Source organism: Arthrobacter sp. 2762 (genome assembly GCF_040548745.1).
Lineage (GTDB): Bacteria > Actinomycetota > Actinomycetes > Actinomycetales > Micrococcaceae > Arthrobacter.
The window spans coordinates 78,543-104,012 of sequence record NZ_JBEPSI010000007.1; the positions used below are offsets into that span (position 1 = coordinate 78,543).

Genomic DNA, 25,470 nt, shown 5'->3' on the forward strand with positions numbered 1-25,470 from the left:
CTCGTTCCCTTACCGCCGGGCCGCTGCACGCTGGCGTGACCGGGATGCAAGAAGCCAGGACTGCATGTCCAGCAGGGGCTTTCCGTCCTCGTCAAGGTGGTGCCTGGTCCAATGACCTTGGTTGTCCAGATGCCAACTCGCAGTTCCGTCGTCCACGTAACGGTTCATGAGGTCCACGACCGTAGCTGTGTCTTCCTTGCTGGCCAACTGGACGAGTGCCTCAACACGCCGGTCCAGGTTGCGGTGCATCATGTCCGCGGATCCGATGTACACCACGGGATCCCCACCGTTGGCAAAAGCAAAGACCCGGGAGTGTTCCAGGAACCGGCCGAGGATGGACCGGACCGTGATGTTTTCGCTCAGGCCCGGTACGCCGGGCCGGAGGGAGCAGATGCCACGGACCACCACGTCCACCCTCACGCCGGCCTGTGAGGCGCGGTAGAGGGCATCGATGATGGCTTCGTCCACCATGGAATTGACCTTGATCTGGACACGGGCAGGAACGCCGGCGCGGGCGTTGCGGATCTCCGCTTCAATCCTTTCGATCAGGCCTGCACGCACCGAACGCGGCGCCACGAGCAGCCGCTTGAACGTGGACTTCGGGGCGTATCCGGAGAGCTGGTTGAACAGCTTGGAGAGGTCTTCGCCCACTTGCTCGTTGGCGGTGAGCAAGCCGAGGTCCTCATAGTAGCGGGCGGTCCGTGGGTGGTAGTTGCCGGTACCGATGTGGCAATAGCGGCGCAGGCCGTCCACTTCCTGCCGCACCACCAGGGACAACTTGCAGTGGGTCTTCAGGCCAACGATGCCGTACACAACGTGCACGCCCGCCTGTTCCAGCTTCCGGGCCCAGGAGATGTTTGCCTGCTCGTCAAAGCGGGCCTTGATCTCCACCAGGGCAAGGACCTGCTTGCCCGCCTCTGCCGCATCGATCAAGGCGTCAACGATCGGGGAGTCACCGGACGTCCTGTACAGGGTCTGTTTGATGGCCTGGACCTTGGGGTCCGCCGCAGCCTGTTCCAGGAATGCCTGAACCGAGGTGGAGAACGAGTCGTACGGGTGGTGGAGCAGGATGTCCCGGCGGCGCATGGCGGCAAACACGTTGGCCGCCTTGGACGTTTCGGATTCGTTGAGATACCGGGACGTGTGCGGAACATGCTTGGGGTAGTGGAGGTCGGGGCGGTCAATGGCGCTGATCGCAGAGAGTCCACGGAGGTCCAGAGGCGCGGGTACGGAGTAAACCTCGGACTCTTCAACGCCGAGTTCCCGGATAAGCAGGGCCTTGATGTTCGGGTTGATGTCCGTGGTGACTTCCAGGCGCACAGGAGGACCGAAGCGGCGGCGAAGGAGTTCCTTCTCCAAGGCCTGCAGGAGGTTCTCGGCGTCGTCTTCTTCTACCTCGAGGTCCTCGTTGCGGGTGACGCGGAAGGTGTGATGCTCAAGGACTTCCATGCCGGGGAAGAGCTTGTCCAGGTGGACTGCGATGACTTCTTCCAACGCAATGAAGCGGGCAACACGGCCAGGAATGGCACCTGCACGAGGGCCGTCCACGGAGATCAGGCGGGGCAGCTGGTCCGGAACCTTCACGCGGGCAAAGAGTTCCTTGTCGCTGATGGGGTTGCTGACAATCACCGCAAGATTCAGTGAGAGGCCTGAAATGTAGGGGAAGGGGTGCGCGGGATCCACGGCCAGCGGCGTCAGGATCGGGAAGACCTTCTCCTGGAACATAATGCTGATCCGGTGACGGGCATCTTCATCCAATTCATTCCAGTGCATGATGTGGATGTGCTCGTAGGCCAGGGCAGGACGGATCTGTTCGGCGAAGACACGTGCGTGGCGTTCCTGAAGCTTGTGCGCCTCCTCGCCGATCTGCTCCAGCACCTCGATGGGGCTCAAACCTGCAGGGGAGGGAACAGCAAGACCGGTGGCGATGCGCCGCTTCAAACCGGCAACGCGGACCATGAAGAACTCGTCGAGGTTGGAGGCAAAGATCGACAGGAAATTCACGCGTTCCAGGAGGAAAAGATCCGGATCCTCTGCGAGCTCCAAAACCCGGGAGTTGAACGCCAGCCAGCTGAGCTCACGGTCCAGGAAACGGTCGGGCGAGATGTCGCCTTCAGGTTCCAGGCTCGGCGCGAATTCCGGGATATCAATGCGGTCCTGGGTGGCTCGTGAAGCCGGCACTTCCGATGATCCGAAGCGTGGGGGCAGTGTGGCGCCCTTCGAAGTGGATCCGGCGGTGCCGACGGGGTCCGGCTGCATGGGGGTTCTCCTAAGCTCAGGACTGGGTTTCCTCCCACATTACAAGCAATTCCAGTGCCCGAATCCAAGAAGTCCCGGGCTTTCCTTGCAGCGGGATGCTGAGGTTAATTCTTGGTTAAAGGTCCATACATCACATCGGTGTCCCAGCGGATAAAGCCAAGCTTCTGGTATAGGGATACGGCAGCCCGGTTGTCGGCGTCGACGTAAAGCATGACGGCGTGCAGGTCCTTGTCCTGCAGATACCTGATTCCGGCCACGGTGAGCGCCTTGCCCAAGCCCAGGCCCTGCGCTTCGGGCGTGACCCCCACCACGTAAACCTCGCCGATCGCGGGATGGGGTCCCTGCCGTGGGTGAACCTTGGTCCAGTGGAACCCCAGCAGTTCACCTGCATCATTGACGGCCAGGAGGAAGCCGGCGGGATCAAACCAATCTTCGGCCTTGCGGGCCTCAAGATCGGCCCGGGTCATCGAACCCTGCTCGGGATGATGCGAGAAGGCCGCGCGGTTGGCCGCCAGCCAGGCATCCTCGTCCTGTCCCGGCACGAAGGCCCGCAGTGAGATCCCGTCCGGAAGGCCGACGTCGGGGAGTGCGGATGTGGAGGTCATCAGCCGCATTTTCCATAGTTCCCGCACGGGACCGTAGCCAAAACGGGTGGCCAGCTCCGCCGCGGCCTCGTGATTGCCATGGGACCAGGCGCTCAGGCCGTCAAAACCGCGTTTGCCTTCCAGCGCCTCCAGCAGGCGGCCCGCTACGCCTTGGTTTCGATAGGTGGGGTGGACAGCCAGTTCGAGGACACCCGTTGTTCCTGATGGGCCGGGCGCTTCAACGACGACGGCGATTCCCGCCAGATCTTCTCCAGTCGCCGGATCTGAGTCCTCATCAGGGGCATAAAGGGCAAGCGACAGGACAGAGTGGTCGCCGGCATCGACGCCACGCAACATGACCAGTGTCTGTTCGGACAGGGGAGGGTTGCCGTCGGATTCCTCTGCGGCCGCTGCGAGGGTCCTGAAGTCCTTGAGGAGTTCGGGATCGAGGGCGCCGGTGACGAGCAGTACTGGCCAGTTCTCGGGGTGCGCGTGACTCATGATGCAAGGCTATACGTCCGGGGCAAGCACTGTAATTTGAAGTCCCCCTGAAACGGCTGTAGGCTCGTTATCTCGTTCGGCTTTGTAGTCAACACAGGGGGGATCCACCAGTGGGGTGGCCTCGATACGTTCGACCCGTATGTCCTCCACGGAAAGTGGAAGAGGCCAGGATTCACGTGAATCCTGGCCTCTTCTTTTCGTCTGTACAGTCGACGGGCGGTTTACGCTTCCGAGAGTTCGTCATCCGGGAGCCTGACCAACGTCAGGCGATACCCGACGTTGCGGACCGTGCTGATGAGATTCTCGTGGTCAACACCGAGCTTGGCGCGGAGGCGCCGGATGTGCACGTCTACAGTTCGGGTGCCACCGTAGTAGTCGTAGCCCCAGACTTCGGTCAGCAGCTGCTGGCGGGTAAACACGCGTCCGGGGTGCTGAGCGAGGTACTTGAGGAGCTCGAATTCCTTGAACGTCAGGTTCAGGGGTTGGCCGCTGACCCGGGCGGTGTAGCTCGCTTCATCGATCACGACGCCGGCAGCGCGGATCTCCGTCTGCGTCTCCTCTTCGCCTGGTACAGCCCTGGCCATGGCCAGACGGATTCTGGCTTCGACCTCAGCAGGGCCGGCAGAGTCCAGCACGATGTCATCCACTGACCATGCAGAGGAAACGGCTGCCATGCCGCCCTCGGTAAGAATCAGCATGAGCGGGGCGCTGAGTCCGGTGGCCTTCAGCAGTTGCGTCAGAGAGCGTGCCCCCACCAAGTCCTTGCGGGCATCCAGGAAGACGATGTCCGTGGGATCGGTTTCGAGCAGCGCGGTCGGTTCTGCCGGGAGGATGTGGACACGGTGGTTGAGCAGCTCAAGGGCAGGCAGAATGTCCACCGAAGAGCCGGTGCTGTTCGTCAGGAGCAGGATGTGCGACATAGTTCCTCCAATGGGCTGTACGCGCATCATCGGGCGTCGAAACCGGAGTTTCACCGGCCGGTCACGGCAGCTGGCAAGCCTTTGCCCGTTGTAACGGGATCAAGGCAAACAGTGTGCGCCGTTGAAGTCCGAGTATACCCACCCGAGCCCCGCCAGTCAGGGATTCGTGACGGGCTGCCCCCGGAATTACGACATATTCGCCCGCCATAAGGCAGGATTGTCGGGAGGTCGTAAGGCGCATCGAATTGAGGTCGGGCACACAGTGAAGTCTTGGAGCATCGGGGTATTCGGACTCGTGGCGCTCGCAGCCATCGTGGCCAGCACCTTCGTTTCCCGGGAAGCCATGGTGGGCGTTGGCATTGTGGCGTCCGCGGCTCTGGGGCTTGGTTGGCCGCATTTCCTTGCAGTCCCGGCCAAGAAAACCCTGGCCTCCGTCATTGCCTTGGCCGGTGCAGGGTCGGCAGTGACGGCAGCTTACATGCCGGCTCCTGGATTCCTGGATGGTACGCCCGCCTTCATTGCCTTGGGGGTCATGGCGGTGTTCATCATCCAGCTCGTGCGGGGAACTGGACAAGCACAGCGCCTGGAATCCACGCTCGGCTGTTGTGCCGGCGTCCTGTTGAATTGCCTCGGTGCAGGCTGGATTGCCGGCGCCCGGTTCAATGGCGTCAAGGAGATGGTCCTGGTTGCCGGGCTGAGTGCGGCGGTGGCACTCCTGGTAGGCGTCATTCGATGGCCGGACCGGATTGTGGCTCCCCTTGGCATCGTCATGGCCGGCCTCATGGGCCCTTTGGCCGGACTTGTTTTTTCCGATATCGCCGTCCTGCCTGCTGCCTTGGTGGGCGTCGTGGTCGGGTCGGTCCTCGTTTGCTTCCGGCGCATGACCACTCTCAGGCGCGGGCGGCTCAATATTCCCGCCGCAGTGGGAATGGGTGTGGCACCGGTTTGGGCTGTTGGAGCCTTGGCCTACTTCATAGACAAACTACTCATCTACTAACGGTTAGGATTGCATCATGTCTGTACTCGCATTTGAAATCTTCTTCCTCGTTCTCCTTGGCCTGGCAAGCATTGCCATGGCGTGGTTTGCGGGTTTCGTTGTTTACCGCCTTTTCAAGGGCCAGAAGTAAAGCCTTCTGATCCTGCAGTCCAAAAGAGGTAGTCGTTGTGCCTATTGAGATTCCAACAGACCTGACGCCTGAACTCGTCCCGCTTTCCTGGCTCATTGGTGAGTGGGAAGGCCGCGGCCGGCTTGGCAGTGGTGATGAGGATTCGGAGCATTTCGTCCAGCACGTTTCCTTCACCCATAACGGTTTGCCGTACCTGCAGTACAGGGCCGAGACCTGGATCAGCGACGACGACGGCGCAAAGTTGCGCCCGTTGACCGTTGAAACCGGGTTCTGGGCCTTGGAGCGCAAGCTCCAGGAAGGCGACGGTGGTCCGGGGCTTATCCCGGCGGACATCGTTCCTGTGCTCAAGACCGCCGATGAGGTTGAAGAACGCCGCAACAAAGAAGGCGGCTTCGATATCTCCGTGTCAATTGCCCACCCCGGGGGAATTACCGAGCTCTACTACGGCCAGATCAAGGGGCCGCAGATCCAGCTCACCACGGATATGGTGATGCGCGGGAGCCACTCCAAGGAGTACACCGCCGCAACACGGATCTTTGGCCTGGTGGATGGTAATCTCCTCTGGCGCTGGGATGTTGCCGCCAACGGCAAGGCATTGGAACCACACGCCTCGGCGTTCCTTCACAGGGTTTCCTGACGCCCGGCACGAGGTCTCACTGAACGTTCCACACGCAACCAGCAAAAGGAGCAGCTAGTGAATAACCACCCCAAGCCGGGAGGCTACGAGGGACTCAAGGCGGTGTTCTTCAACGGCACCTTGAAACCTTCGCCGCAGCGCAGCAACACCGATGGGTTGATCCGCATCAGCCGTGACATCATGGAAAAGCAGGGCGTCACTACCCGCCTCATCCGGACTGTGGACCACGATATCGCCAGCGGCGTCTATCCGGACATGCGGGAGCACGGCTGGAAAAGCGATGAATGGCCGGAGATCTATCCGCTGGTCGCTGAGGCCGACATCGTGGTGGTGGCAGGTCCCATCTGGCTGGGCGATAACTCTTCCCAGACGAAGAAGCTCATTGAGCGTCTGTACGCACATTCCGGCGAATTGACTGACAAGGGCCAGTGGGCGTTCTACCCGAAAGTGGGTGGATGCCTCATCACCGGCAATGAAGACGGCATCAAGCACTGTTCCATGAACGTGCTGTACAGCCTCCAACACATAGGCTTCACTATCCCTCCGCAGGCTGACGCCGGGTGGATCGGCCCCGTCGGCCCAGGGCCCAGCTACCTTGACGAAGGGTCTGGGGGTCCGGAGAGTGATTTTACTAACAGGAACACCACGTTCATGTCCTGGAACCTGATGCACATGGCCCGCCTCCTCAGGGATGCAGGTGGCATCCCTGCCTATGGCAACCTTCCGCAGGAATGGAAAGCCGGTACACGATTCGATTTCGAGAACCCGGAATACCGCTGATTCCGGAATACCTCTGAGTTCCGGAATACCACTGAGCCGCAAGGACTTCTACTACATATGACTTACAAGAGCCCCCTGTTGTCGCGCCCTGGCGCTGTCGAAGACACTGGCCTGGATGCCGGCGTCGCGGCCCACTACGGCGAGCCGCTGCGGGAGCAACGCGCCCTGGCAACCGGAACCGCCGTCGTTGATCTTTCGCACCGGGGCGTGGTGACGGTGTCCGGACCGGACCGCCTCAGCTGGCTCAACACGCTTTCTTCCCAGCAGGTGACCAATCTCCAGCCGCGGGTTGGCAGCGAACTGTTGCTGCTCAGTGTCCAGGGCCGCATCGAGTTCGATGCGCGGGTTATTGACGACGGTGAAACCACCTGGCTGATCGTCGAGGCCGCAGAAGCGGCGCCGTTGGCCGAGTGGTTGAACAAGATGAAGTTCATGCTGCGCGTGGAGATCACGGATGTCTCCGGGGAGTGGGCTCCCCTTGGTTCCACGAGGCCTGTGGAGAAGCTCGGCGGTTACTTGGTTTGGGAAGATCCGTGGCCGCATGTAGGCCCTGGCGGCTATTCCTACAGCACTGTCCCGGAGGAGTCGCACCCTGGGCTCGAACGCCCATGGTTCGAATACCTCGTCCCGGCGGCAGACTTGGAATCCGTGGTCGCAGGCTTGCCCCTGGCTGGTGCCATGGCGGCCGACGCCCTGCGGATTGCCGCGTGGCGGCCACGTCTCGGTGCGGAGACCGATGACAGGACCATTCCGCATGAGCTGGACCTTATTCGTACTTCCGTTCACCTGAGCAAGGGCTGCTACAAGGGCCAGGAGACCATCGCACGCGTTCACAATCTCGGCCATCCTCCGCGGCGCCTCGTCTTCCTGCAGCTGGACGGCTCGCAACACACGCTTCCGGCGGTTGGCAGTGTTGTATTTGCGGGAGAGCGCAAGGTGGGTACTCTGACATCTGTGGCGCAGCACTTCGAGATGGGCCCTGTGGCTTTGGCTGTCATCAAGCGCTCCGTTCCGGCGGATGAAACCTTGACAGTCATGGACGGCGAGGAGCCTTATATCGCAGCCCAGGAAGTGATCGTCGCCCCCGACGCCGGCCAGGTCGTCGGGCGCCAAACAGGATTCCTGAAGGGACCCCACCGATGAGCCAATCGAGTCACAGCACCGGATCCGAAGCCGCGTCTTCCAGCACCGATACGGGCGCCGACGACGAAGCAGTTGCCTTGGCCCATGCGCTCTTCGATGCCGCCCGCGAAGGCAACACCGAGATGCTTCGGAGCTACCTGAACGCCGGTGCCCCGGCCACGCTCACCAACGCTTCCGGTGATTCCCTGCTGATGCTTGCTGCCTACCACGGGCACGAGGAAACCGTGCAGTTGATTCTGCACCACGGCGCGGACGTGAATACCCCCAATGACCGTGGTCAGACGCCCCTTGCCGGGGCGGTGTTCAAGGGATACACGGGCGTCGCCCGGGCGCTGCTGGACGCAGGAGCAGACCCCGACGCCGGAACTCCCACCGCGCGCGAAGCGGCCAAGATGTTTGCCAGGGCCGAAATATTGGCCCTTCTCGGCTAAGGCGCGAGGGGTTCCAGGAAAGCCCGGCAGCTACGACAACCGCACTGCTGAGTGCGGAATCAGAGAACTTTCATATCAGCCGAAGGAACCCCTTGGAGAACGTAGCTAAGCCGTGGCCCGCGCTGTGGTCACTGGTCATAGGCTTCTTCATGATCCTTATCGACACCACCATCGTGTCGGTCGCGAATCCGCGGATCATGGAGGGCCTCAACACGGATATCAACGCCGTCATCTGGGTTACCAGCGCCTATCTCCTGGCGTATGCAGTACCCCTTCTCATCACCGGCAGGTTGGGTGACCGTTTCGGGCCGAAGAATCTGTACTTGATCGGCCTGGTGGTCTTCACCCTGGCTTCGCTGTGGTGCGGCCTGTCCGGCGATATCACCATGCTGATCGCCGCCCGCGCGGTCCAAGGACTCGGCGCGGCCATGATGACGCCCCAGACCATGGCTGTCATCACGCGTATTTTTCCTCCGGACCGCCGGGGTGCCGCCATGGGACTTTGGGGAGCGACGGCCGGCATGGCTGTTCTCGTGGGTCCCATTCTGGGCGGGGTCCTGGTGGACGGACTGGGATGGGAGTGGATCTTCTTCGTCAACGTCCCGATTGGAATTGTCGCCTTCGTCATGGTCACGCGTTTCGTCCCGAAGCTGACTACGCACAGCCATTCATTCGACGTCGCGGGCGTGGTGCTCTCCGCCGTCGGCATGTTTCTTTTGGTCTTCGGCCTCCAGGAAGGCCAAACCTACAAGTGGGGAACGGTCACCGGTGCCGTTACCGTGTGGGGCTTGATCATCGCAGGGCTCGTGGTCCTGGTTCTCTTTGTTCTCTGGCAGTGGCTACTGGGCCGGCGCGGCGGGGAACCGCTGCTGCCGCTCGCTTTGTTCAAGGACCGCAATTTCTCGCTGGGCAACACCACCATCATGGTGGTCGGCTTCACCGTGACGGCGTTCCCGCTGCCCACCATCTTCTACTACCAGGTTGTGCGGGGTTTGACCCCTACCCAATCAGCGTTGCTCATGATTCCCATGGCAGTGATCTCCGGCGGCCTGGCGCCGGTGGTGGGTAAGCTGATCGACCGTGCCAACCCGCGTTGGTTCGCATCCTTTGGCCTGGTTTGCCTCGCAGGAGCGCTCTTCTGGACAGCTTCACTTCTGCGGCCGGATACTCCCATTTGGATGTTCCTGCTTCCCAGTGCCCTGCAGGGTGTTGCCAATGGCTTCATTTGGGGGCCGGTATCCAATGCGACAACGCGCAACCTTGAGCCACGCCAAGCCGGCGCCGGTTCGGGCGTGTTCAACACCACCCGCCAGATTGGGGCAGTCCTTGGATCGGCGGCCATTGCCGCCCTGATCCAGGCCCGGCTTGCGGCCGAGTTGCCCGCGGCGCCAGCGGGAGCTCCGGCGAACGAAGCATCCATGAACGGTGCCCTGCCCGAGGCCCTGCATGCAGGATTCTCGACGGCGATGAGCCAGTCGATCGTGCTGCCCGCCTGTGCGATTCTCGTCGGGGCAGTGGTGGCTGTGTTCTTTGCCAAGCCGAAGTCAGTTGACGGCTGGGGCGGTGCTGCTGCAAAAGAGGCTCCACAGGAAACCGCCCGGAAGTAGCGGCAGCAAACGGCGGGGACCAGCCCACTTTTGGCTGGTCCTGCCCCGGACATAGGGGCAGGACCAGTGCCAGCCAAGACCAAAGCTGGGCCGGTTCGGTTCTTGTCAGCCGAGCAGCACGCTCGCATGGAGTCCGCCAGTGGCGAATCCCAAGCTACGCGCCATCGCCAGCGCGCTGCTGTTGCTGACATCTGCCTTCCACTGGAGCGTCAGCCCAGCGGCCAGGGCCTCGTGGGCAGCAATCGATGCAGCGAGAGTCCCCAGACCCCGCCGACGCCAAGGCGGTGCTACCAGAACGCCCATGTTTGCCAGGATCCCCTCCCACTCGGAGTAGGCGCCGCACGCCACGGGAGTGGGCTGCTGTTCTTCGGGATGCATGATGGTGAAGCGGTGCTCGAGGGCTTGCAGGCCCACTTCGTTGACGTCATCCGGAGGGCACAGCCCTTCCAGCGTGATCGCTTCTGGGTTGCCTCGCGAGACCGTGAGGTCTTCGGAGGGTTGATTGAGCGGGAGGTCGTCGGCAAAGAACAAGGCTGAGGACCCAAGGCCATGTCCACCGTGCGACCGCGTAAGGGTCAACAGCGTGACATGCTGGGCAAGTTCGGCATCTGGAATTCCAGCGGCTGCGTCGAGAACCCATTGGGGTCCCACCAGCGCTGAGACACCGAAAAGGCGCAGGAAAACAACCGCCCGCGCCGATTCATCGAGGCGGGCGAGGCGGTTTGAGGGGTCGCTTGGGTCCACAGCTGAAGTGGTGACCCGGGCAGCAGCGGCGGCGAAAGCGTCGTCGTCGAACCCCAAATGGCGAGCCCACGCCAGCTGGATAATGGCAGCGGACGTGGGCTCAAGAGTCATGGATTCAGCGTAGCCGACTAGCCGAAAAGCACAGACGCTTCGTCGTAGCGGTGCTGGGGAACGGTCTTGAGCTTACCCAGTGCTTCTTCAAAACCAACGTGGGAGATGTCCGTCCCCTTCAGCGCCACCATGGTGCCCCAACGGCCCTCCACCACCGAATCGATGGCTGCCATGCCCAGCCGGGTGGCCAGGACGCGGTCGTAGGCGGTTGGTACGCCGCCACGCTGGATGTGGCCAAGAATGGTGGCGCGGGTCTCGATGCCTGTGCGTGCTTCGATTTCCGGCGCGAGCTGGTCTGCGATGCCACCCAGGCGGGGTCGGCCAAAAGTGTCCAGTCCGCGTTCGGAGTGGGGAGACTCCATGTGGTCCGGAACGAAGCCCTCAGCTACCACCACCAAGGGCGCGCGGCCGCGGTCGTGGGCTTCCTGGACCCATTCGGTGATCTGCTCGATGCTGACCGTCTGTTCCGGGATGAGGATGGCGTGTGCACCAGCGGCCATTCCGGCGTGCAGGGCGATCCAGCCTACGTGGCGGCCCATGACCTCGGCGATCATGCAGCGGTGGTGGGATTCACCTGTGGTGCGGAGGCGGTCGATTGCTTCGGTGGCGATTTCAACCGCTGTATCGAAGCCGAAGGTGTAGTCCGTTGCGTCGAGGTCGTTGTCCACGGTCTTGGGAACACCAACAATTTTCAGTCCGGCATCGGTGAGCCGTTTTGCCGCCGCCAGCGTGCCTTCGCCACCAATGGCGATGATGGCGTCAATGCCGAGGCGTTCCATGTGGGCCTTGATGACGTCCGGGCCACCACCATTTTCAAACGGGTTGGTACGTGAGGTGCCCAGGATAGTGCCGCCCTGCTTGGCGATACCGCGGACCAAGGTGCGGGGGATGTCGATGACATCACCTTCCACAACGCCGCGCCAGCCGTCCTTGAAACCCACGAACTCCTGGCCGTGGATTGCGATCCCCTTCAGGACCGCTCCCCGGATTACTGCGTTGAGTCCGGGGCAGTCGCCACCGCTGGTAAGAATGCCAATTTTCATGTTTGCTCACTCATGGCTTGGAGGAATACGTGTAGAGCGCCACGCTGAGCTCCCAACGATTGTAGACGTGGATGTGGGGTGGGACACAAATGGTTACTTTCGACCCCGGCCGTGCGGTATTGGAAATCTCTCTGAAAACAACGAAAGCGCCCCGCAGCGGCGGGGCGCTTTGTGTCGCTGACGTCGAAGTTGTTGATCGTCGGTGACCTAACGGGAACGCTGGCTGATGAACGACTCCAGCGCGATCCTGTTCTTCTGGTCCGGCAGGATGAGCCAAGCGAGGATATAGAACACGACGGCCGGCCCGGGCAAGAGGCAGAAGAGCAGGAAAGCGACGCGAACATAAGCCACGTCCACCCTGAGCTTCGCAGCGATCCCACCGCAGACGCCACCTAACCAGCGCTGGGGTCCACGCTTCAGGCCGAAGCCCCTGACGATGCTGAAGAACTTGTCCATGGCTACAGACTTCCTTGTTGTGGTTGCTTTGTCACGTTGGTACCTGCCTCATTGGTGTAATTGGTGCAGGGAGTTACTTGGCAGGGCTCTTTGGTTTACCAGCACTCTTGCGGGCGGCGAGGAGTCCTCCGATGACCAAGGCCGCGCCTGCACCTATCATGAGGCCGATCAGCACGTACGTGCCGTCCAGCACCACCCAACCAAGGGTGGAGATGACCAACAAGGCGGCCAGGGCAATCACAATCAATCCCCACACCACGGTGCCGATCCGCGCCTGCTGCGGTTCGTCGTCGTCGATGGTCCGTTCCGCGCGATAGCTGGGCTCAAGCGGTGGCGTGAGCGGTATCGGCTGGAGCTGCGGTGAGGGTGCCGGCTCCTTGGTCAGCGGAGTGGTGTCCACGGGATTTCCGGCATCACTGCTGTTTTTCGCTGCTTCGCGTGCGTTGCTTGGCTCGTTCGTGCTCATGTCAGTTTCCTTCCTGGATGGTGACGTTGCTGAAAGTGCCTTCGATCTCCACCACGAGGTTGGCTCCGGGCTTTTCGGCGTTGTAGACCGTCCGCTCGTCCTGAAGGCGGCCGCCGCGGTCCGAGCCGTGTTCGTTGAGGTTGCCGAAAGTCATATCCGCCCTGACCTCAACGGGCACGTCGTTCGGGATGATGACGGTGACGTTACTGAAGGTGGCGTCCACGGGGACCACGATTTCGGTGGTCAGCGGAGGCGTCAGGGCCAGGTCGTCCAGGTTCACTGTTCCCTTGCCGCCAGTGACGTCGACCCCCTGCCGGGCTTGCTCGATGCTCAGTGGTGCCCAGTTCACGTCATGGAAGGTGAACCGATCGCCATTCCTTGGGACAACGTTGAAGATTCCGCCGATGATCAAGGCCACCACCGCCAGGAAACCGAGGAAACCGGAGGTCCGTCCACGCAATCCCGATATGAGGATGCCCAAGCCCAGAACGGCTGCGCCCGCGGCCCACACCACCGCGTTGGCTCCATGGCCGAGCTCGATGATGTTGCCTGCGTCCAACGCTTTCAAGGTGCCCCCAACCAGCAGTGCCACACCCGCGGTGACCGCAACTATCGCTGGCCCGGGGCCCCTGCGCCTGGCGCGGGGCGGCTTGGGCTCACCATTGCCCGGCTGGCCGCCAAAAGGCTGGCCGCCCTGGGGAGGAGTGGGCCCGAAGGGCGGTCGCGGGCTTGACGGCTCGTAGGGGCCGGCCCCATGACCCTGCGGTTTGGTGCCAGGCTGGCCTTGGCCGTACACCGGAACACCGCTGTTTGTGCCGGTGGCAGTGTTTGTCCCCGTTGCTGTTGGCGTTCCGTAGGCCGTAGGGGCTCCGTAAGCAGTGGCCGTTCCGTAAGAAGCGCCCGCAAAGTTTTGCTGGTTCATGGGCCGGGCGACCTTCGGCCCTTTGTTGCGTTGCACCAGGTAGTAGATGAGGTAGATGACGCCGCCCACCCAGAAGAGCGTCCACAACAGGCCGGGAAGGCCGTTCCAGCCCCAGCCCCAGAACCCGCGGCCCAAGCCAGGCAGGCCGATGATCGTGGTGATCAACGCACCTGTCATGCCACCGGACCAACGCCCGGCGGCTGCTTCCTGAACGTGGATGCGGCCGTCAGGTTCAGGCAGCAAAGCCCACGCCAGACCGTAGAGGAGGACGCCGATGCCGGCAAAGAGTGCCAGGACGATGAAGATCCCCCGGACAATCAAGGGGTCGATGCCGAACCGGTGCGCCACTCCGCTGGAGACGCCACCGATCCAGCGGTCCGGCCCACGGCGGACGCCCTGGCTGCGGATCCAGTCGAAGAAGTTCTGCTGAGGTGCAATATCGGGTGCGGCGGGACCGGTCTCGGAGGACGCATAGGCCTGGGGGGACGGTTCCCCCGGGGCACCTGCGGAGGTGTCGGCGTTGGCGTCGGGATCGGGTGTGCCGGCATTGCCAGGCGTTCCGGATCCCTCTGGGTTCGTGCTGTTCGCGTTCATACTTCGATCCTGCCGTCCCGGGTACCCTGCCCTCTACTGGGGGATACCCTGAATGATCCCTGAGGGACCCCCGAAGAACGCCGGTTTCAGGTCCGGGCAACCCTGATCCGTGTTTGGATTGGTACATGACAACCGCTGTACAACGCCCGCCGCTGGTCCGCAGCAGCGACCGCATGATCGCCGGCGTCTGCAGCGGACTGGCCGACCATTTGGGCTGGCCCGTGAAGTACGTTCGGCTGGGCATGATCCTTGCCTGCTTCGCCGGGGGAGCGGGGCTGGCCTTCTACGCCTGGCTGTGGACCATGGTTCCCACCGCTGACGAGAGCGCGCGCCGCAATGCCCGCCGGCCGGCGTCGCCTATTGCTCCTGCAGTCAGCCTTCCGCCTGCCACTGAGTCCGTACCACAAGCGCCCGACGCCGGACCCGCACCGCCGGTGGTCGGCTCTCCAGCGGTGGGTGGAAACCCGCCGGTACCCAATGGCGCAGCTGCCTTTGGTCCACTGTTTGGTAGCCCACTGCTTGGTGGCCCACTGCCTGGTAGCCCACCGTCTGGGTCTGGCAGGATGACTTCCGGCAGCACGGCGGCTCCTGCCGGCGGTTGGGCCGAATCCGGAAGCCCCGCGTTACCGATCCCGCGGTTCAATTTTCGACGAATCCAGTACGGCAAGGAGATCCTGCTCGGAGCCGGCCTGCTCCTGGTCGCTGTGATCCTGATTGCCCGCCAGTTCGGCGTCGATGTGCCCTTGGGAACGCTGATTCCCGCAGCTGCCATCCTGGGCGGCGCGGCGATCGCATGGATGCAACTCGACGAGACCCGCAGGGCCGGTTTGGTGGACAAAACCAAGGCCGACCAGGCTGGTGGCTGGGTCCGCCTGGCTGCTGGCCTTGCGTTGGTGGTGGCTGGCGTCCTGGTCATGGTGTCAGGATCGGGGTCCTGGGAGCAGACCTGGCTGGCGCTCCTGGCGTCCGTTGCTGTCCTCGGCGGCGTTGCACTGGTCCTGCTGCCGTGGGGACTGAAGTTCTGGAAGGACCTCGAGACTGAACGGGCGGGGCGTGTACGGGAAACCGAGCGCGCGGAGATCGCAGCCCACCTGCACGATTCGGTGTTGCAGACACTTGCGCTGATCCAGCGGAGGGCCGGCTCGGAGCAGGACGTTGTCCGGCTGGCGAGGGCCCAGGAACGTGAACTTCGGTCCTGGCTCTTCACTGATGCCGCCAAGGATGCCGGCCTGCTGGCCGAGCGGATCAAGGCCGTAGCCGCCGAAGTCGAGGATGCCCACGGCCAGGCTGTGGAGGTGGTTACCGTTGGCGACGCCGATATGACGGACAGGCACGAGGCACTGGTCCAGGCAACCAGGGAAGCCATGCTCAACGCGGCCCGGCACGGCGGGGGAACAGTATCCGTCTACATGGAGAGCACCGCAGGCAGCACCGAGGTCTTTATCAAGGACCGCGGTCCGGGATTTGACCTTGAATCCGTCCCCGATGACAGATTGGGCGTCAAGGAATCAATCATCGGCCGCATGAAGCGTCACGGAGGCACGGCAACCATCAACAGCAGCCGGGACGGCACCGAAGTCCGGCTGGCCCTCCCCTCGATAAACGCCGATGGCGGCGACACGCGCATTGGAGATGCGCGCTCCGGAGATGTGCGCAGTGGAGATATGGGCAGTGGAGATATTCGCAGCGGCGAAGTACGGAATGGAGAACCACAGCAATGAGCAACACTTCCCCAAGCGGTGAGCCGCGTAGTGTGCGGGTGGTGATCGTGGATGACCACACGATCTTCCGTTCCGGGCTGAAGGCGGATCTCGATCACCGCATGGACGTCGTGGGCGAAGCAGGCACGGTTGAGGAAGCCATCGCTGTCATTGCGGAAACCCGGCCTGAGGTTGTCCTCCTGGACGTCCACCTTCCCGGTGGCCTTGGTGGCGGAGGGCGCGAGGTCATCGCGGGGTCCGCCTCGCTCCTGGGCACCACCAGCTTCCTGGCACTAAGTGTTTCGGACGCAGCCGAGGACGTCGTGGCAGTGATCCGGGCTGGTGCCCGTGGCTACGTCACCAAGACGATTTCCGGCGCCGGGATATCCGATGCGGTGATCCGCGTGGCAGACGGCGACGCCGTCTTCTCACCCCGGCTGGCTGGCTTCGTACTGGACGCCTTCGGTACAGCACCGGCGGATATCGCGGACGACGAATTGGACCGCCTCTCGGCGCGTGAGCTGGAAGTCATGCGACTCATCGCTCGCGGATACAGCTACAAGGAAGTGGCCAAGGAGCTGTTCATCTCCATCAAGACCGTGGAGACGCACGTGTCCGCAGTGCTCCGGAAACTGCAGCTCTCCAGCCGCCACGAACTCACCAAGTGGGCCGCCGAGCGCCGCCTCCTCTGACCTTCTCTCACATCCGTCGGCTTTTAGACGGACCTTCTCGCACATCCCGCTGCTTAAACGGAAATGCTCCCGCACCAAATATTGGTGCGGGAGCATTCAACCCTGAAGCGCTACCGGGTAATGAGCTATTTCGCCCGGCCCAGGAATTCCTGGATCCGGCGGACACCCTCGGCGAGGTCGTCGTCGCCAAGTGCGTAGGAAAGGCGGACGTAACCGGAGGGGCCGAATGCTTCGCCGGGAACGATGGCAACTTCAACCTCGTCCAGGATGAGCGTGGCAAGTTCTGCGGATGTGCTCGGGCGCACCGGGCCGTTGGAGGTTTCGAATTCCTTACCCAGCAGTCCACGAACGTCGGCATACACGTAGAAGGCGCCGGTCGGCGTCGGGCATTCCACGCCATCAATCGCGTTCAGGCCGGCGACAATTGCCTTGCGGCGGCGGTCGAAGGCGACCTTCATTTCGTCGACGGCGGTCAGCGGACCCGTGAGGGCAGCGGCAGCGGCCACCTGCATGATGTTTGAGACGTTGGACGTCGCGTGCGACTGGAGGTTGGTCGCGGCCTTGATGACATCGGCCGGACCGATCATCCAACCCACGCGCCAACCTGTCATGGCGTAGGTCTTGGCCACGCCGTTGAGGATGACGACTTTGTCGCCAAGCTCCGGTGCGGCGGTGGCGATGGAGGTGAACTCCACGCCGTCATAGGTCAGGTGCTCGTAGATTTCATCCGTGACCACCCACAGGCCCTTGGAAGCGGCCCACTTTCCGATCTCCGCAACCTGCTCCGGGCTGTATACAGCGCCGGTCGGGTTGGACGGGGAGACGAACAGCAAGATCTTGGTCTTGTCCGTCAGCGCGGCTTCCAACTGCTCGATGGTGACGAGGTAGCCCTGCTCGGGTCCGGCGAATACCTCCACCGGAACGCCCCCTGCGAGACGGATGGCTTCCGGATAAGTGGTCCAGAAGGGCGTGGGGATGATGACTTCGTCGCCCGGGTCAACCAAGGTGGCGAAGGTGTTGTAGACCGCTTGCTTGCCACCGTTGGTCACCAGGACCTGCGACGGGTCCACTTTGTAGCCGGAGTCCCGGAGGGTCTTATCGGCGATGGCCTTCTTCAGCTCGGGAAGCCCGGCAGCGGGGGAGTAGCGGTGGTACTTCGGCTGGGCAGCAGCCTCAATTGCTGCCTTGACGATGTAGTCCGGGGTGGGGAAATCGGGTTCGCCGGCACCGAAACCGATCACGGGGCGCCCCGCGGCCTTCAGTGCCTTGGCCTTGGCGTCAACGGCAAGGGTGGCGGACTCGGCAATAGCGGAGATTCGTTGTGAAATGCGGGCGGCAGGTGTTCCGGCAGACATCTATGTACCGTTCTTCGCAGGCAGCTCGTGGGCTGGATGATGGGATTCGACGTAAACTACCTTATGCTGTTCTGCGGAGCTCCCGGGCGCCTGCTGGACAATGTGACTGATAATGCTGCTCACATTGATTCATAAGCGGCCGGAAGGCCCGGAATTAGTCCGGTTCGACTATCGCGAAGTTCTTGCGTAGACTGGTTCACCGGTGTTGAAAAGCACCACAGGCTGAAGTGCGGCCTGAAACATGGATTCGATCCATAGGGTAGTGGCGCAATTGGTAGCGCAGCGGTCTCCAAAACCGCAGGTTGCAGGTTCGAGTCCTGTCTGCCCTGCGCAAGCTGTTCCGGCGGAAACGCCGGGGCAAGCGCAGCAACCATGGCTCTGATCAGAGCCGGGTCAAACGACTTTGCAAGGTGAGTGAGGACCAGGTGACCGAAACGGCTGCTAGCAGCTCAAAGGGCCGTCCTGCCAAGAAAGCCGATGCCGGCTTCTTTGCCCGAATTGCACTCTTCATCCGCCAGGTTATCGGCGAACTGAAGAAGGTCGTTGCCCCGACCCGCAAGGAACTGATCAATTACACGGTCGTGGTGCTGGTGTTCGTAGCCATCATGATGCTCATCGTCACCCTGCTGGACCTTGCCTTCGGCACGGGAGTGAGCTGGGTCTTCGGTGGATCAGGCGCTACGGACCGCTAAGCGGATCTGTCCGCAAACCGCGCGAAATTCCTTGGTATTTCAGGAATTTTGTGAGGTTTGCGGAATTGAGCCATTTAAATAGGCATGTTAGGCAATGAGGAAGCAGGAGACCAAGTGTCTGAGCAGGAGCTTGAGGTAAACGAGGCTGAGCTGGATGGGCCCGCTGAAAGCACGGACGACGCCGCGGCTGAGGCTGCGGAAGAGTCGGAGGCTGACTCTGCTGCGCCCGAATCTGCCGACGTCGATGACTCCGAAGAGGATTTCGAGTCCGACGTAGACGCTGAGTCTGATGACGAGTCCGACGAGGACGCTGCGGATGTCTCGCTGGAGGCGGCTGCTGCTGCAGCCCCTGCCGATCCGGCTGAGGAATTCAAGGCCAAGCTGCGCCGCCAGGAGGGTGACTGGTACGTCATTCACTCCTACGCCGGTTACGAAAACCGCGTGAAGGCCAACCTTGAGACCCGCATCCAGACGCTGGACATGGAAGATTACATCTTCGAAATCCAGGTCCCGATGGAAGAAGTCGTCGAGATCAAGAACGCGCAGCGCAAGGTGATCAACCGCGTCCGCATCCCCGGTTACGTTCTGGTCCGCATGGACCTGACCGATGCTTCCTGGGGCGCCGTTCGCCACACCCCCGGGGTCACTGGCTTCGTGGGCAACGCCCACAACCCGGTTCCGCTGCGCCTTGACGAGGTCTTCTCCATGCTCGCCCCGGTCTTCGAAGAAGAGCAGGCCGAGAAGGGCAAGCCCGTCAACAAGCAGAACCAGGCTCCCGTGGCCGTCGACTTCGAGGTCGGCGAGTCCGTCATCGTCAAGGAAGGCCCGTTCGAGACCCTTCCGGCAACGATCTCCGAGATCAAGCCCGAGTCCCAGACCCTCGTGGTCCTGGTCTCGATCTTCGAGCGCGAAACCCCGGTTACGCTCGCATTCAACCAGGTCACCAAGATCTAGCTGATTCCAAGATTTCGCTCCCGTTCCGCCTGCTTTGCGGTTCGGAAGCGGCCGGCCGCCTTGCCATGGCGGCCACCAACCTGGGACGCGCTCCTGTGTCCCAGGAAGCTATTGAGAGAAGGACCCTACATTGGCTCCCAAGAAGAAGGTCACCGGCCTCATCAAGCTGCAGATCCAGGCAGGTGCCGCTAACCCGGCTCCGCCGATCGGTCCTGCGCTTGGCCAGCACGGTGTCAACATCATGGAATTCTGCAAGGCGTACAACGCTGCAACGGAATCCCAGCGCGGAAACGTTATCCCGGTTGAAATCACGGTCTACGAAGACCGTTCCTTCACCTTCATCACCAAGACCCCGCCGGCTGCAGAGCTCATCAAGAAGGCTGCAGGCGTTGCCAAGGGTTCGGCTACCCCGCACACCGTCAAGGTTGCCAAGCTGACCCAGGCGCAGGTCGAAGAGATTGCTTCCACCAAGATGGAAGACCTCAACGCCAACGACATCGCGGCAGCTGCCAAGATCATCGCCGGTACCGCCCGTTCCATGGGTATCACCGTAGAGGGCTAATAACAGCCTTCATCCGCCGGGCAACCGGCATCTGAAACATTAAAATGTCGCAGGATCCTTGCCGGATCCACGACTTGTGGCAGGGCCCAGCGCGGTCCGCAGACCACAACTGCACAAGGAGAAATAAGCAGCATGGCAAAGCGCAGCAAAGCATATGAGGCAGCCGTAGCCAAGATCGAGGCAGACAAGGTCTACGCCCCGTTCGAGGCAATCACCCTCGCGAAGGACACCAACCCTTCCAAGTTCGACGCAACCGTTGAGGTCGCTTTCCGCCTGGGCGTTGACCCGCGTAAGGCTGACCAGATGGTCCGTGGCACCGTCAACCTGCCGCACGGCACCGGTAAGACCGCCCGCGTCCTCGTTTTCGCAACCGGCGACAAGGCTGAGGCAGCAATCGCTGCCGGCGCCGACTTCGTTGGTTCCGATGACCTGATCGAAAAGATCGCAGCCGGCTGGACCGACTTCGACGCCGCTGTGGCAACCCCTGACCTCATGGGCAAGGTCGGCCGCCTCGGTAAGGTCCTCGGCCCGCGTAACCTCATGCCGAACCCGAAGACCGGTACGGTTACCCCGGATGTCACCAAGGCTGTCAACGACATCAAGGGCGGCAAGATCGACTTCCGCGTCGATAAGCACTCGAACCTGCACTTCATCATCGGCAAGGTGTCCTTCGACGCCCAGAAGCTGGCTGAGAACTACGCAGCTGCACTGGAAGAGGTGCTTCGCCTGAAGCCGTCCGCTTCCAAGGGCCGCTACATCCAGAAGGCTACTGTTGCCACCACGTTCGGTCCGGGCATCACCGTTGACCCGAACGTCACCAAGGTTCTCACCGACGCGTAAGCTTCGGGAGTACTAACTCTGAAAGGGGCCGTCCGGCATTTGCCGGGCGGTCCCTTTTCATGTGTTCGTGCAGGCTCGCCGCGACTTGTTTGCCACCTGAGGCGGCCGTAGGCTGTGGGGCGTGGCGTCGTCGTCGAACTTTTCCGCCAACGGTGGGCTCACCATCGAGAGGCTTCCCGTTCCGCAAGGTCCGGAGGCCACTGCCTCACCGGACTTCAAAGCCTTCCATGCGTTACGCATCGCCCACGAGCTTGCCTTGTGGGGGAACCTGGACCATTCGGCCACATTGGCGGAGTCGTTCATGTTCTGGCAGGGCAACGAATATGAGGAGCGGCAGGTCCACCTGACCCGCTTGGACGGCGTTGTGGTGGGCAGCGGATCGCTGACGCTGCCGTTGAGCGAGAACACGACGACGGCGGGTGTGGACGTCCTCGTGGACCCCGCTTTCCGTCGGCGCGGGATAGGGACGAGGATCCTGGAAGTCCTTGAAAAAGCGGCAGTGGGGCGGAACCGCACTTCCCTTGACGGGTACTGTGGGGAGCCGATCGCCCCCGTGCTGGCCGGGGAAGCGCTGCTGGAGGCAAAGTCCGGCACGGGTGGCGTTCCACTGAACGCGGCATCGACCCGCTTTGCCTTGCACCATGGCTATTCCCTGGAACAGGTCGAAACCAGCAGCACCTTGACCCTGCCGGCTGATGAGGCGCACCTGATCGAACTCGAAGTGGAGGCGATGCGCCGGGCAACGGAGTACAACGTCATTGGCTGGATGAACGAATGCCCGGACGAACTCGTGGACAGTTTTGCCCGGCTCAAGAGCCTCATGAGCACGGAGGTGCCCATCGCCGGTCTGGGATGGGAAGGCGAAGAGTGGGACGCCGTGCGGGTTCGGCGTGAGGAATCCACGTGGCGGGCAAGTGGCGTGGACTCAGTTGTAGCTGCTGCCCAGCACCACACGAGCGGGGAGTTGGCTGCCTATACGGTTCTGACCCACCGTGAGGCGTTGCCGGCGGTCGTCAGCCAGGAGGACACACTGGTGGCTCCCGGGCACCGGGGACACGGCCTTGGCATGCTGGTCAAAATCGCCAATCTTCGGAGTGCAGAAGATCTTTGGCCGGACGCCACGGGCGTCATGACATGGAACGCCAATGAAAACCGGCATATGCTGGCCATAAATATCGCCCTTGGATTCAAGCCTTCCGGTTTTGAAGGCGAATGGCAGAAACGGCTGGGATGACTGTAGACGAGGCGAAGACCGTTGTAGTCGAGCAGCTATGGGTGCCGGACAATCTGGACAGCCCCAAAGCTAGGGATTTCCTGGACGCCGTGGAAGTGGCGCGACGGGTCCGGATGCAGACCTGGGGGAGCGATGACCTGGCATACACGCCCTTGGAGAAGCTGCTTGAGTTCTCTGACCCCTATGAGCGCCAGATCATCCTGGTAGCCAAGGTGGACGGGGTCATCGTGGGAACAGTGGACATTGCGCTGCCGCTCGCGGACAACATGGACCTGGCGGAGTTCACCCTGGATATTCTCCCGGAGTATCAGAGCCAGGGCGTCGGACGCCAGCTTCTGGAGGCCGCAGAGCAGCTGGCACGTTCAGAGGGCCGCACCATGGTTTTGGTGGACACGAACCACCCGGCAACCTCGCTAACAGAGATACCTGAAGACCAGTTGATTCCCGGCAGCGGCCCGGGCTTCGTTCCTGTCAGCAGCAGGGAAGTGGACTTTGCCCAGCGGGCCGGTTACACCCTTCAGCACATCGAGCAGTTCAGTTCCTGCGTGCTGCCGCTGGATTCCAAACTGGTTGCGGATCTTCAAGCCGAGGCCGAGGAAGCGAACGCTGGCCGCTACAGGCTGCACCACTGGACTGATCGCTGCCCTGAGGCGTGGTTGGAGGCCGTGGCTGAGCTGGAAAACGCTGCGGGTGAGGTTGTCCACGGTGAGGACGGCGAGGAAGAAGACTCCGCTGTCGAGGTTACCGGCATGGTCTTTGACGCCGCGGTTTTGCGCGAAACCGAAGACGCCGCCTTGGCGCAGGGCCGGCAGACGGTGGTTACCGCCGTCGAGCATATTGAGAGCGGGCGGCTGGCCGGCCTCACCACGATCAGCGTCCTCGCGCACCGTCAGGACGTCGTTTTCCAGGACGACACTTTGGTCCTGCAGGAACATCGCGGCAATAAGCTGGGCCTGCTGATCAAGGTGGCCAACATGGAAAGGCTCAGTGAGCAATTTCCCGATGCCCGGGTCATTTACACCTGGAACGCACCGGAAAACCGGTACCTCCTGACCGTGAACAAGCAATTGGGATTCACGACGGCGGGAGTCACCGGACTCTGGCAAAAGGAGCTTCCAGATCGGGGACCGAAGGTTACGTCGTCGGAGTAGCCAGACGGGCATCCCATCGGGGCGCAGCGGCGTCGATTTGGTTTGCTGATCCCTCTCCCGTAACCTTGAAGTACCAAAGACCGTCGGTTGATGGGAATCCACTCTTTCGAGCGCAGCTCAATTCTGCAGCGACGCCCCTGAGAACAAAGTGCATTCCTTGACGAAGGACCCTGAACATAGGGCGGCCAACGCAGGTGAACGAAGCAAGTCTCCGCAGTGCAAAACTGTGTTGAGCCAAGCCCCGTGCATCTGCGCGGGGCGTTTTTAGTTTTAGCTCTCGTGAGCGGGGACCCGGAAGACCGGCTTTATTCCCCGGAAGGAGGGTTATGACAACGCCTAGCAAGGTCTCCGCTGTTGCAGAGATCACCAACGATTTCAAGGAATCGAACGCGGCTGTCCTGACCGAATACCGCGGGCTCACTGTTGCACAGCTCAAGGAACTGCGTGTTGCGCTCGGCCAGGACACCAAGTTCTCGGTCGTCAAGAACACCCTGAGCGCCATTGCAGCCAAGGAAGCTGGTGTCGACGCGTTCGGCGATCAGCTTGCCGGCCCCACTGCAATCGCCTTCATCAAGGGCGACGCTGTTGCTGCTGCCAAGAGCCTGACGGACTTTGCCAAGACCAACAAGCAGCTGGTTATCAAGACCGGTTACTTCGAAGGCAAGGCATTGGACGCAGAAGGTGTTGCCGCACTGGCAGCGCTGGAGTCCCGCGAGCTGCAGCTTGCACGTGTTGCTGGTGTCCTCAAGGCCCCCGCATCCGCTGCCGCACGCATCATCGATGCCCTGCGCCTCAAGCTTGAAGAAGAGGGCGGCGCACCTGCACCGGCCGCTGACGAAGCTCCGGCCGCCGAGGCTGCTGCTGAAGAGGTTGCGGCTCCGGCCGAAGCCGCTGAAGCTGCAACCGAAGAGAACTAAGTTCTCCCCCCAATCAAACTCAGGTGCATGGAGCGGCATTGTCCGGATCTGCACCGACTAATGGAAGGACGCCACCATGGCGAAGCTCAGCAACGAAGAGCTCATTGAAGCTTTCAAGGAACTGACCATCATCGAGCTCTCCGAGTTCGTCAAGCTCTTCGAAGAGACCTTCGAAGTTACGGCTGCTGCTGTTGCAGTTGCTGGCCCCGCTGCCGGCGGTGCTGCTGAAGCTGCTGAAGAGAAGACCGACTTCGACGTCGTCCTCGAAGCTGCTGGCGACAAGAAGATCGCAGTGATCAAGGAAGTTCGCGCCATCACCTCCCTCGGCCTCAAGGAAGCCAAGGACCTGGTTGACAGCGCACCGAAGGCTGTTCTCGAAGGCGCCACCAAGGAAGCCGCAGAGAAGGCAAAGGCTCAGCTCGAAGAAGCTGGCGCAACGGTTACCCTCAAGTAACTCGTCTTGCTTGTGGAAGCCCCGTCCGGTTCGCCGGGCGGGGCTTCCTGCGTTTAATGCACCCAAGCAGGTCGCAGTTAAGCGCGTTTGGAACGCTCAAAACGCGCTTAACTGCTACTTAGTTGGGTTCGCTGATGTCGGCGACGATTGCTCCGAGTGCGGCCGTGAGTTGATCGGCGTCCACGAAGGCACTCCTGCCATGGGCTCCGGCACCCATGGAGATGCGGCGTCCGGTGATGGTGGCATCCGCATACACCGGCCAGGGCGTGGTACTTCCCAGGGGAGTGATGGTCCCGCGCTCATAGCCGGTTGCGGCCAGGGCAACATCGGCGTGCGGCAGCGAGAGCTTGTTTACGCCCACCAACGCCCGCAGCTTGGGCCAGGAGATCTGCCGGTCGCCGGGGATCAGCGCGAAGAGGAAGCTACCGTCGCGATGCTTGACCACGAGGGACTTCACGATGTCCCCGGGGCTGATCCCCAGGATGCCTGCCGCCTCCTCGAGGCTTCTGGCAGCAGGACGCTCGACGACGTCCACCTCCAGTCCGCGCGCGGCGGCGTCGGACAGGAACCGTTCCGCCCCGTTCATGTGAGGTT

General features: G+C 62.1%; 26 protein-coding genes and 1 tRNA gene. 17 read left to right on the top strand and 10 right to left on the bottom strand.

Features of this window, described 5'->3' with window-relative positions:
- Positions 1-9 precede the first annotated feature (9 nt).
- The 3 genes from ABIE18_RS14240 to ABIE18_RS14250 form a co-directional block, all read right to left on the bottom strand.
- On the bottom strand, positions 10-2,259 hold the full coding sequence (locus ABIE18_RS14240; protein WP_499723399.1) for an RNA degradosome polyphosphate kinase: 2,250 nt from the start codon (positions 2,257-2,259) through the stop codon (positions 10-12).
- Positions 2,260-2,363: 104 nt separating this feature from the next.
- A complete protein-coding gene (mshD, locus tag ABIE18_RS14245; RefSeq protein WP_499723400.1) occupies positions 2,364-3,344 on the bottom strand; it encodes a mycothiol synthase in 981 nt (326 codons plus the stop codon).
- Between the two features lie 221 nt (positions 3,345-3,565).
- Entirely contained in the window at positions 3,566-4,264 is a 699-nt protein-coding gene (locus ABIE18_RS14250; RefSeq protein ID WP_216925061.1) for a winged helix-turn-helix transcriptional regulator, read from the bottom strand.
- A 262-nt stretch (positions 4,265-4,526) separates the two neighbouring features.
- Here ABIE18_RS14250 and ABIE18_RS14255 point away from each other — a divergent pair, with 262 nt between their 5' ends.
- The 6 genes from ABIE18_RS14255 to ABIE18_RS14280 all read left to right on the top strand — a co-directional run bounded on the left by ABIE18_RS14255 (position 4,527) and on the right by ABIE18_RS14280 (position 9,989).
- The gene (locus tag ABIE18_RS14255) at positions 4,527-5,261 is read left to right on the top strand and encodes a permease (RefSeq protein ID WP_499723401.1); all 735 of its coding nucleotides are present in this window, start codon (positions 4,527-4,529) and stop codon (positions 5,259-5,261) included.
- 167 nt (positions 5,262-5,428) lie between these two features.
- The gene (locus ABIE18_RS14260) at positions 5,429-6,028 is read left to right on the top strand and encodes a nitrobindin family protein (protein ID WP_431115972.1); all 600 of its coding nucleotides are present in this window, start codon (positions 5,429-5,431) and stop codon (positions 6,026-6,028) included.
- Positions 6,029-6,085: 57 nt separating this feature from the next.
- Positions 6,086-6,808, top strand: a complete 723-nt coding sequence (locus ABIE18_RS14265; protein WP_499723402.1) for a flavodoxin family protein — start codon at positions 6,086-6,088, stop codon at positions 6,806-6,808.
- Positions 6,809-6,865: 57 nt separating this feature from the next.
- Positions 6,866-7,951, top strand: coding sequence for a CAF17-like 4Fe-4S cluster assembly/insertion protein YgfZ (gene ygfZ / locus ABIE18_RS14270; RefSeq protein ID WP_499723403.1), 1,086 nt, complete (start codon positions 6,866-6,868; stop codon positions 7,949-7,951).
- Positions 7,948-8,382 (top strand): ankyrin repeat domain-containing protein, encoded by a 435-nt coding sequence (locus ABIE18_RS14275; protein WP_499723404.1) that lies wholly within the window; start codon positions 7,948-7,950, stop codon positions 8,380-8,382. The genes ygfZ and ABIE18_RS14275 overlap by 4 nt, the downstream gene beginning before the upstream one ends.
- A 92-nt stretch (positions 8,383-8,474) precedes the next feature.
- On the top strand, positions 8,475-9,989 hold the full coding sequence (locus ABIE18_RS14280) for a DHA2 family efflux MFS transporter permease subunit (protein ID WP_499723405.1): 1,515 nt from the start codon (positions 8,475-8,477) through the stop codon (positions 9,987-9,989).
- 105 nt (positions 9,990-10,094) lie between these two features.
- On the opposite strand, the gene ABIE18_RS14285 is transcribed toward ABIE18_RS14280, so the two are convergent.
- The 5 genes from ABIE18_RS14285 to ABIE18_RS14305 all read right to left on the bottom strand — a co-directional run bounded on the left by ABIE18_RS14285 (position 10,095) and on the right by ABIE18_RS14305 (position 14,325).
- Positions 10,095-10,844, bottom strand: a complete 750-nt coding sequence (locus ABIE18_RS14285) for a GNAT family N-acetyltransferase (protein WP_499723406.1) — start codon at positions 10,842-10,844, stop codon at positions 10,095-10,097.
- A 17-nt stretch (positions 10,845-10,861) separates the two neighbouring features.
- Positions 10,862-11,887, bottom strand: coding sequence for an ATP-dependent 6-phosphofructokinase (locus tag ABIE18_RS14290; RefSeq protein ID WP_223934019.1), 1,026 nt, complete (start codon positions 11,885-11,887; stop codon positions 10,862-10,864).
- Between the two features lie 207 nt (positions 11,888-12,094).
- Entirely contained in the window at positions 12,095-12,343 is a 249-nt protein-coding gene (locus ABIE18_RS14295; RefSeq protein ID WP_499723407.1) for a PspC domain-containing protein, read from the bottom strand.
- Positions 12,344-12,416: 73 nt separating this feature from the next.
- The gene (locus ABIE18_RS14300; protein ID WP_499723408.1) at positions 12,417-12,809 is read right to left on the bottom strand and encodes a hypothetical protein; all 393 of its coding nucleotides are present in this window, start codon (positions 12,807-12,809) and stop codon (positions 12,417-12,419) included.
- A 1-nt stretch (position 12,810) separates the two neighbouring features.
- Positions 12,811-14,325, bottom strand: a complete 1,515-nt coding sequence (locus tag ABIE18_RS14305) for a PspC domain-containing protein (RefSeq protein ID WP_499723409.1) — start codon at positions 14,323-14,325, stop codon at positions 12,811-12,813.
- Between the two features lie 125 nt (positions 14,326-14,450).
- Here ABIE18_RS14305 and ABIE18_RS14310 point away from each other — a divergent pair, with 125 nt between their 5' ends.
- Together ABIE18_RS14310 and ABIE18_RS14315 are read left to right on the top strand one after the other, a co-directional pair.
- Positions 14,451-16,046, top strand: a complete 1,596-nt coding sequence (locus ABIE18_RS14310; protein ID WP_499723410.1) for an ATP-binding protein — start codon at positions 14,451-14,453, stop codon at positions 16,044-16,046.
- Positions 16,043-16,717, top strand: a complete 675-nt coding sequence (locus ABIE18_RS14315; RefSeq protein WP_499723411.1) for a LuxR C-terminal-related transcriptional regulator — start codon at positions 16,043-16,045, stop codon at positions 16,715-16,717. Before ABIE18_RS14310 ends, ABIE18_RS14315 begins: the two co-directional genes overlap by 4 nt.
- 125 nt (positions 16,718-16,842) lie before the next feature.
- Here ABIE18_RS14315 and ABIE18_RS14320 read toward each other — a convergent pair whose 3' ends face one another.
- The gene (locus tag ABIE18_RS14320) at positions 16,843-18,072 is read right to left on the bottom strand and encodes a pyridoxal phosphate-dependent aminotransferase (protein ID WP_498699747.1); all 1,230 of its coding nucleotides are present in this window, start codon (positions 18,070-18,072) and stop codon (positions 16,843-16,845) included.
- A 256-nt stretch (positions 18,073-18,328) separates the two neighbouring features.
- Here ABIE18_RS14320 and ABIE18_RS14325 point away from each other — a divergent pair.
- The 9 genes from ABIE18_RS14325 to rplL all read left to right on the top strand — a co-directional run bounded on the left by ABIE18_RS14325 (position 18,329) and on the right by rplL (position 24,876).
- Positions 18,329-18,401 (top strand) — tRNA-Trp (locus tag ABIE18_RS14325).
- An 81-nt stretch (positions 18,402-18,482) separates the two neighbouring features.
- The gene (secE, locus tag ABIE18_RS14330; protein WP_216925074.1) at positions 18,483-18,764 is read left to right on the top strand and encodes a preprotein translocase subunit SecE; all 282 of its coding nucleotides are present in this window, start codon (positions 18,483-18,485) and stop codon (positions 18,762-18,764) included.
- Between the two features lie 114 nt (positions 18,765-18,878).
- Complete coding sequence (nusG, locus tag ABIE18_RS14335; RefSeq protein ID WP_377650720.1) at positions 18,879-19,718, top strand: transcription termination/antitermination protein NusG; 840 nt, start codon at positions 18,879-18,881, stop codon at positions 19,716-19,718.
- Positions 19,719-19,848: 130 nt separating this feature from the next.
- The gene (gene rplK, locus ABIE18_RS14340) at positions 19,849-20,280 is read left to right on the top strand and encodes a 50S ribosomal protein L11 (RefSeq protein ID WP_166183617.1); all 432 of its coding nucleotides are present in this window, start codon (positions 19,849-19,851) and stop codon (positions 20,278-20,280) included.
- 132 nt (positions 20,281-20,412) lie between these two features.
- Positions 20,413-21,120, top strand: coding sequence for a 50S ribosomal protein L1 (gene rplA / locus ABIE18_RS14345; protein ID WP_281450716.1), 708 nt, complete (start codon positions 20,413-20,415; stop codon positions 21,118-21,120).
- 121 nt (positions 21,121-21,241) lie between these two features.
- Complete coding sequence (locus ABIE18_RS14350; protein WP_499723412.1) at positions 21,242-22,354, top strand: GNAT family N-acetyltransferase; 1,113 nt, start codon at positions 21,242-21,244, stop codon at positions 22,352-22,354.
- Entirely contained in the window at positions 22,333-23,505 is a 1,173-nt protein-coding gene (locus tag ABIE18_RS14355) for a GNAT family N-acetyltransferase (protein WP_499723413.1), read from the top strand. Before ABIE18_RS14350 ends, ABIE18_RS14355 begins: the two co-directional genes overlap by 22 nt.
- A 326-nt stretch (positions 23,506-23,831) precedes the next feature.
- Entirely contained in the window at positions 23,832-24,422 is a 591-nt protein-coding gene (rplJ, locus tag ABIE18_RS14360; RefSeq protein ID WP_477514594.1) for a 50S ribosomal protein L10, read from the top strand.
- A gap of 76 nt (positions 24,423-24,498) precedes the next feature.
- On the top strand, positions 24,499-24,876 hold the full coding sequence (rplL, locus tag ABIE18_RS14365) for a 50S ribosomal protein L7/L12 (protein ID WP_189013656.1): 378 nt from the start codon (positions 24,499-24,501) through the stop codon (positions 24,874-24,876).
- Between the two features lie 118 nt (positions 24,877-24,994).
- Here rplL and ABIE18_RS14370 read toward each other — a convergent pair whose 3' ends face one another.
- Complete coding sequence (locus tag ABIE18_RS14370; RefSeq protein WP_477514593.1) at positions 24,995-25,462, bottom strand: aminoacyl-tRNA deacylase; 468 nt, start codon at positions 25,460-25,462, stop codon at positions 24,995-24,997.
- Positions 25,463-25,470: the final 8 nt, after the last annotated feature.

Bases quoted from the DNA above. Each gene is read 5' to 3' on its own strand.
- ABIE18_RS14240 (WP_499723399.1), bottom strand. From the start codon at position 2,259: ATGCAGCCGGACCCCGTCGGCACCGCCGGATCCACTTCGAAGGGCGCC.
- mshD (WP_499723400.1), bottom strand. From the start codon at position 3,344: ATGAGTCACGCGCACCCCGAGAACTGGCCAGTACTGCTCGTCACCGGC.
- ABIE18_RS14250 (WP_216925061.1), bottom strand. From the start codon at position 4,264: ATGTCGCACATCCTGCTCCTGACGAACAGCACCGGCTCTTCGGTGGAC.
- ygfZ (WP_499723403.1), top strand. From the start codon at position 6,866: ATGACTTACAAGAGCCCCCTGTTGTCGCGCCCTGGCGCTGTCGAAGAC.
- ABIE18_RS14275 (WP_499723404.1), top strand. From the start codon at position 7,948: ATGAGCCAATCGAGTCACAGCACCGGATCCGAAGCCGCGTCTTCCAGC.
- ABIE18_RS14285 (WP_499723406.1), bottom strand. From the start codon at position 10,844: ATGACTCTTGAGCCCACGTCCGCTGCCATTATCCAGCTGGCGTGGGCT.
- ABIE18_RS14290 (WP_223934019.1), bottom strand. From the start codon at position 11,887: ATGAAAATTGGCATTCTTACCAGCGGTGGCGACTGCCCCGGACTCAAC.
- ABIE18_RS14295 (WP_499723407.1), bottom strand. From the start codon at position 12,343: ATGGACAAGTTCTTCAGCATCGTCAGGGGCTTCGGCCTGAAGCGTGGA.
- ABIE18_RS14300 (WP_499723408.1), bottom strand. From the start codon at position 12,809: ATGAGCACGAACGAGCCAAGCAACGCACGCGAAGCAGCGAAAAACAGC.
- ABIE18_RS14305 (WP_499723409.1), bottom strand. From the start codon at position 14,325: ATGAACGCGAACAGCACGAACCCAGAGGGATCCGGAACGCCTGGCAAT.
- ABIE18_RS14310 (WP_499723410.1), top strand. From the start codon at position 14,451: ATGACAACCGCTGTACAACGCCCGCCGCTGGTCCGCAGCAGCGACCGC.
- ABIE18_RS14315 (WP_499723411.1), top strand. From the start codon at position 16,043: ATGAGCAACACTTCCCCAAGCGGTGAGCCGCGTAGTGTGCGGGTGGTG.
- ABIE18_RS14320 (WP_498699747.1), bottom strand. From the start codon at position 18,072: ATGTCTGCCGGAACACCTGCCGCCCGCATTTCACAACGAATCTCCGCT.
- rplA (WP_281450716.1), top strand. From the start codon at position 20,413: ATGGCAAAGCGCAGCAAAGCATATGAGGCAGCCGTAGCCAAGATCGAG.
- ABIE18_RS14355 (WP_499723413.1), top strand. From the start codon at position 22,333: ATGGCAGAAACGGCTGGGATGACTGTAGACGAGGCGAAGACCGTTGTA.
- rplJ (WP_477514594.1), top strand. From the start codon at position 23,832: ATGACAACGCCTAGCAAGGTCTCCGCTGTTGCAGAGATCACCAACGAT.
- rplL (WP_189013656.1), top strand. From the start codon at position 24,499: ATGGCGAAGCTCAGCAACGAAGAGCTCATTGAAGCTTTCAAGGAACTG.
- ABIE18_RS14370 (WP_477514593.1), bottom strand. From the start codon at position 25,462: ATGAACGGGGCGGAACGGTTCCTGTCCGACGCCGCCGCGCGCGGACTG.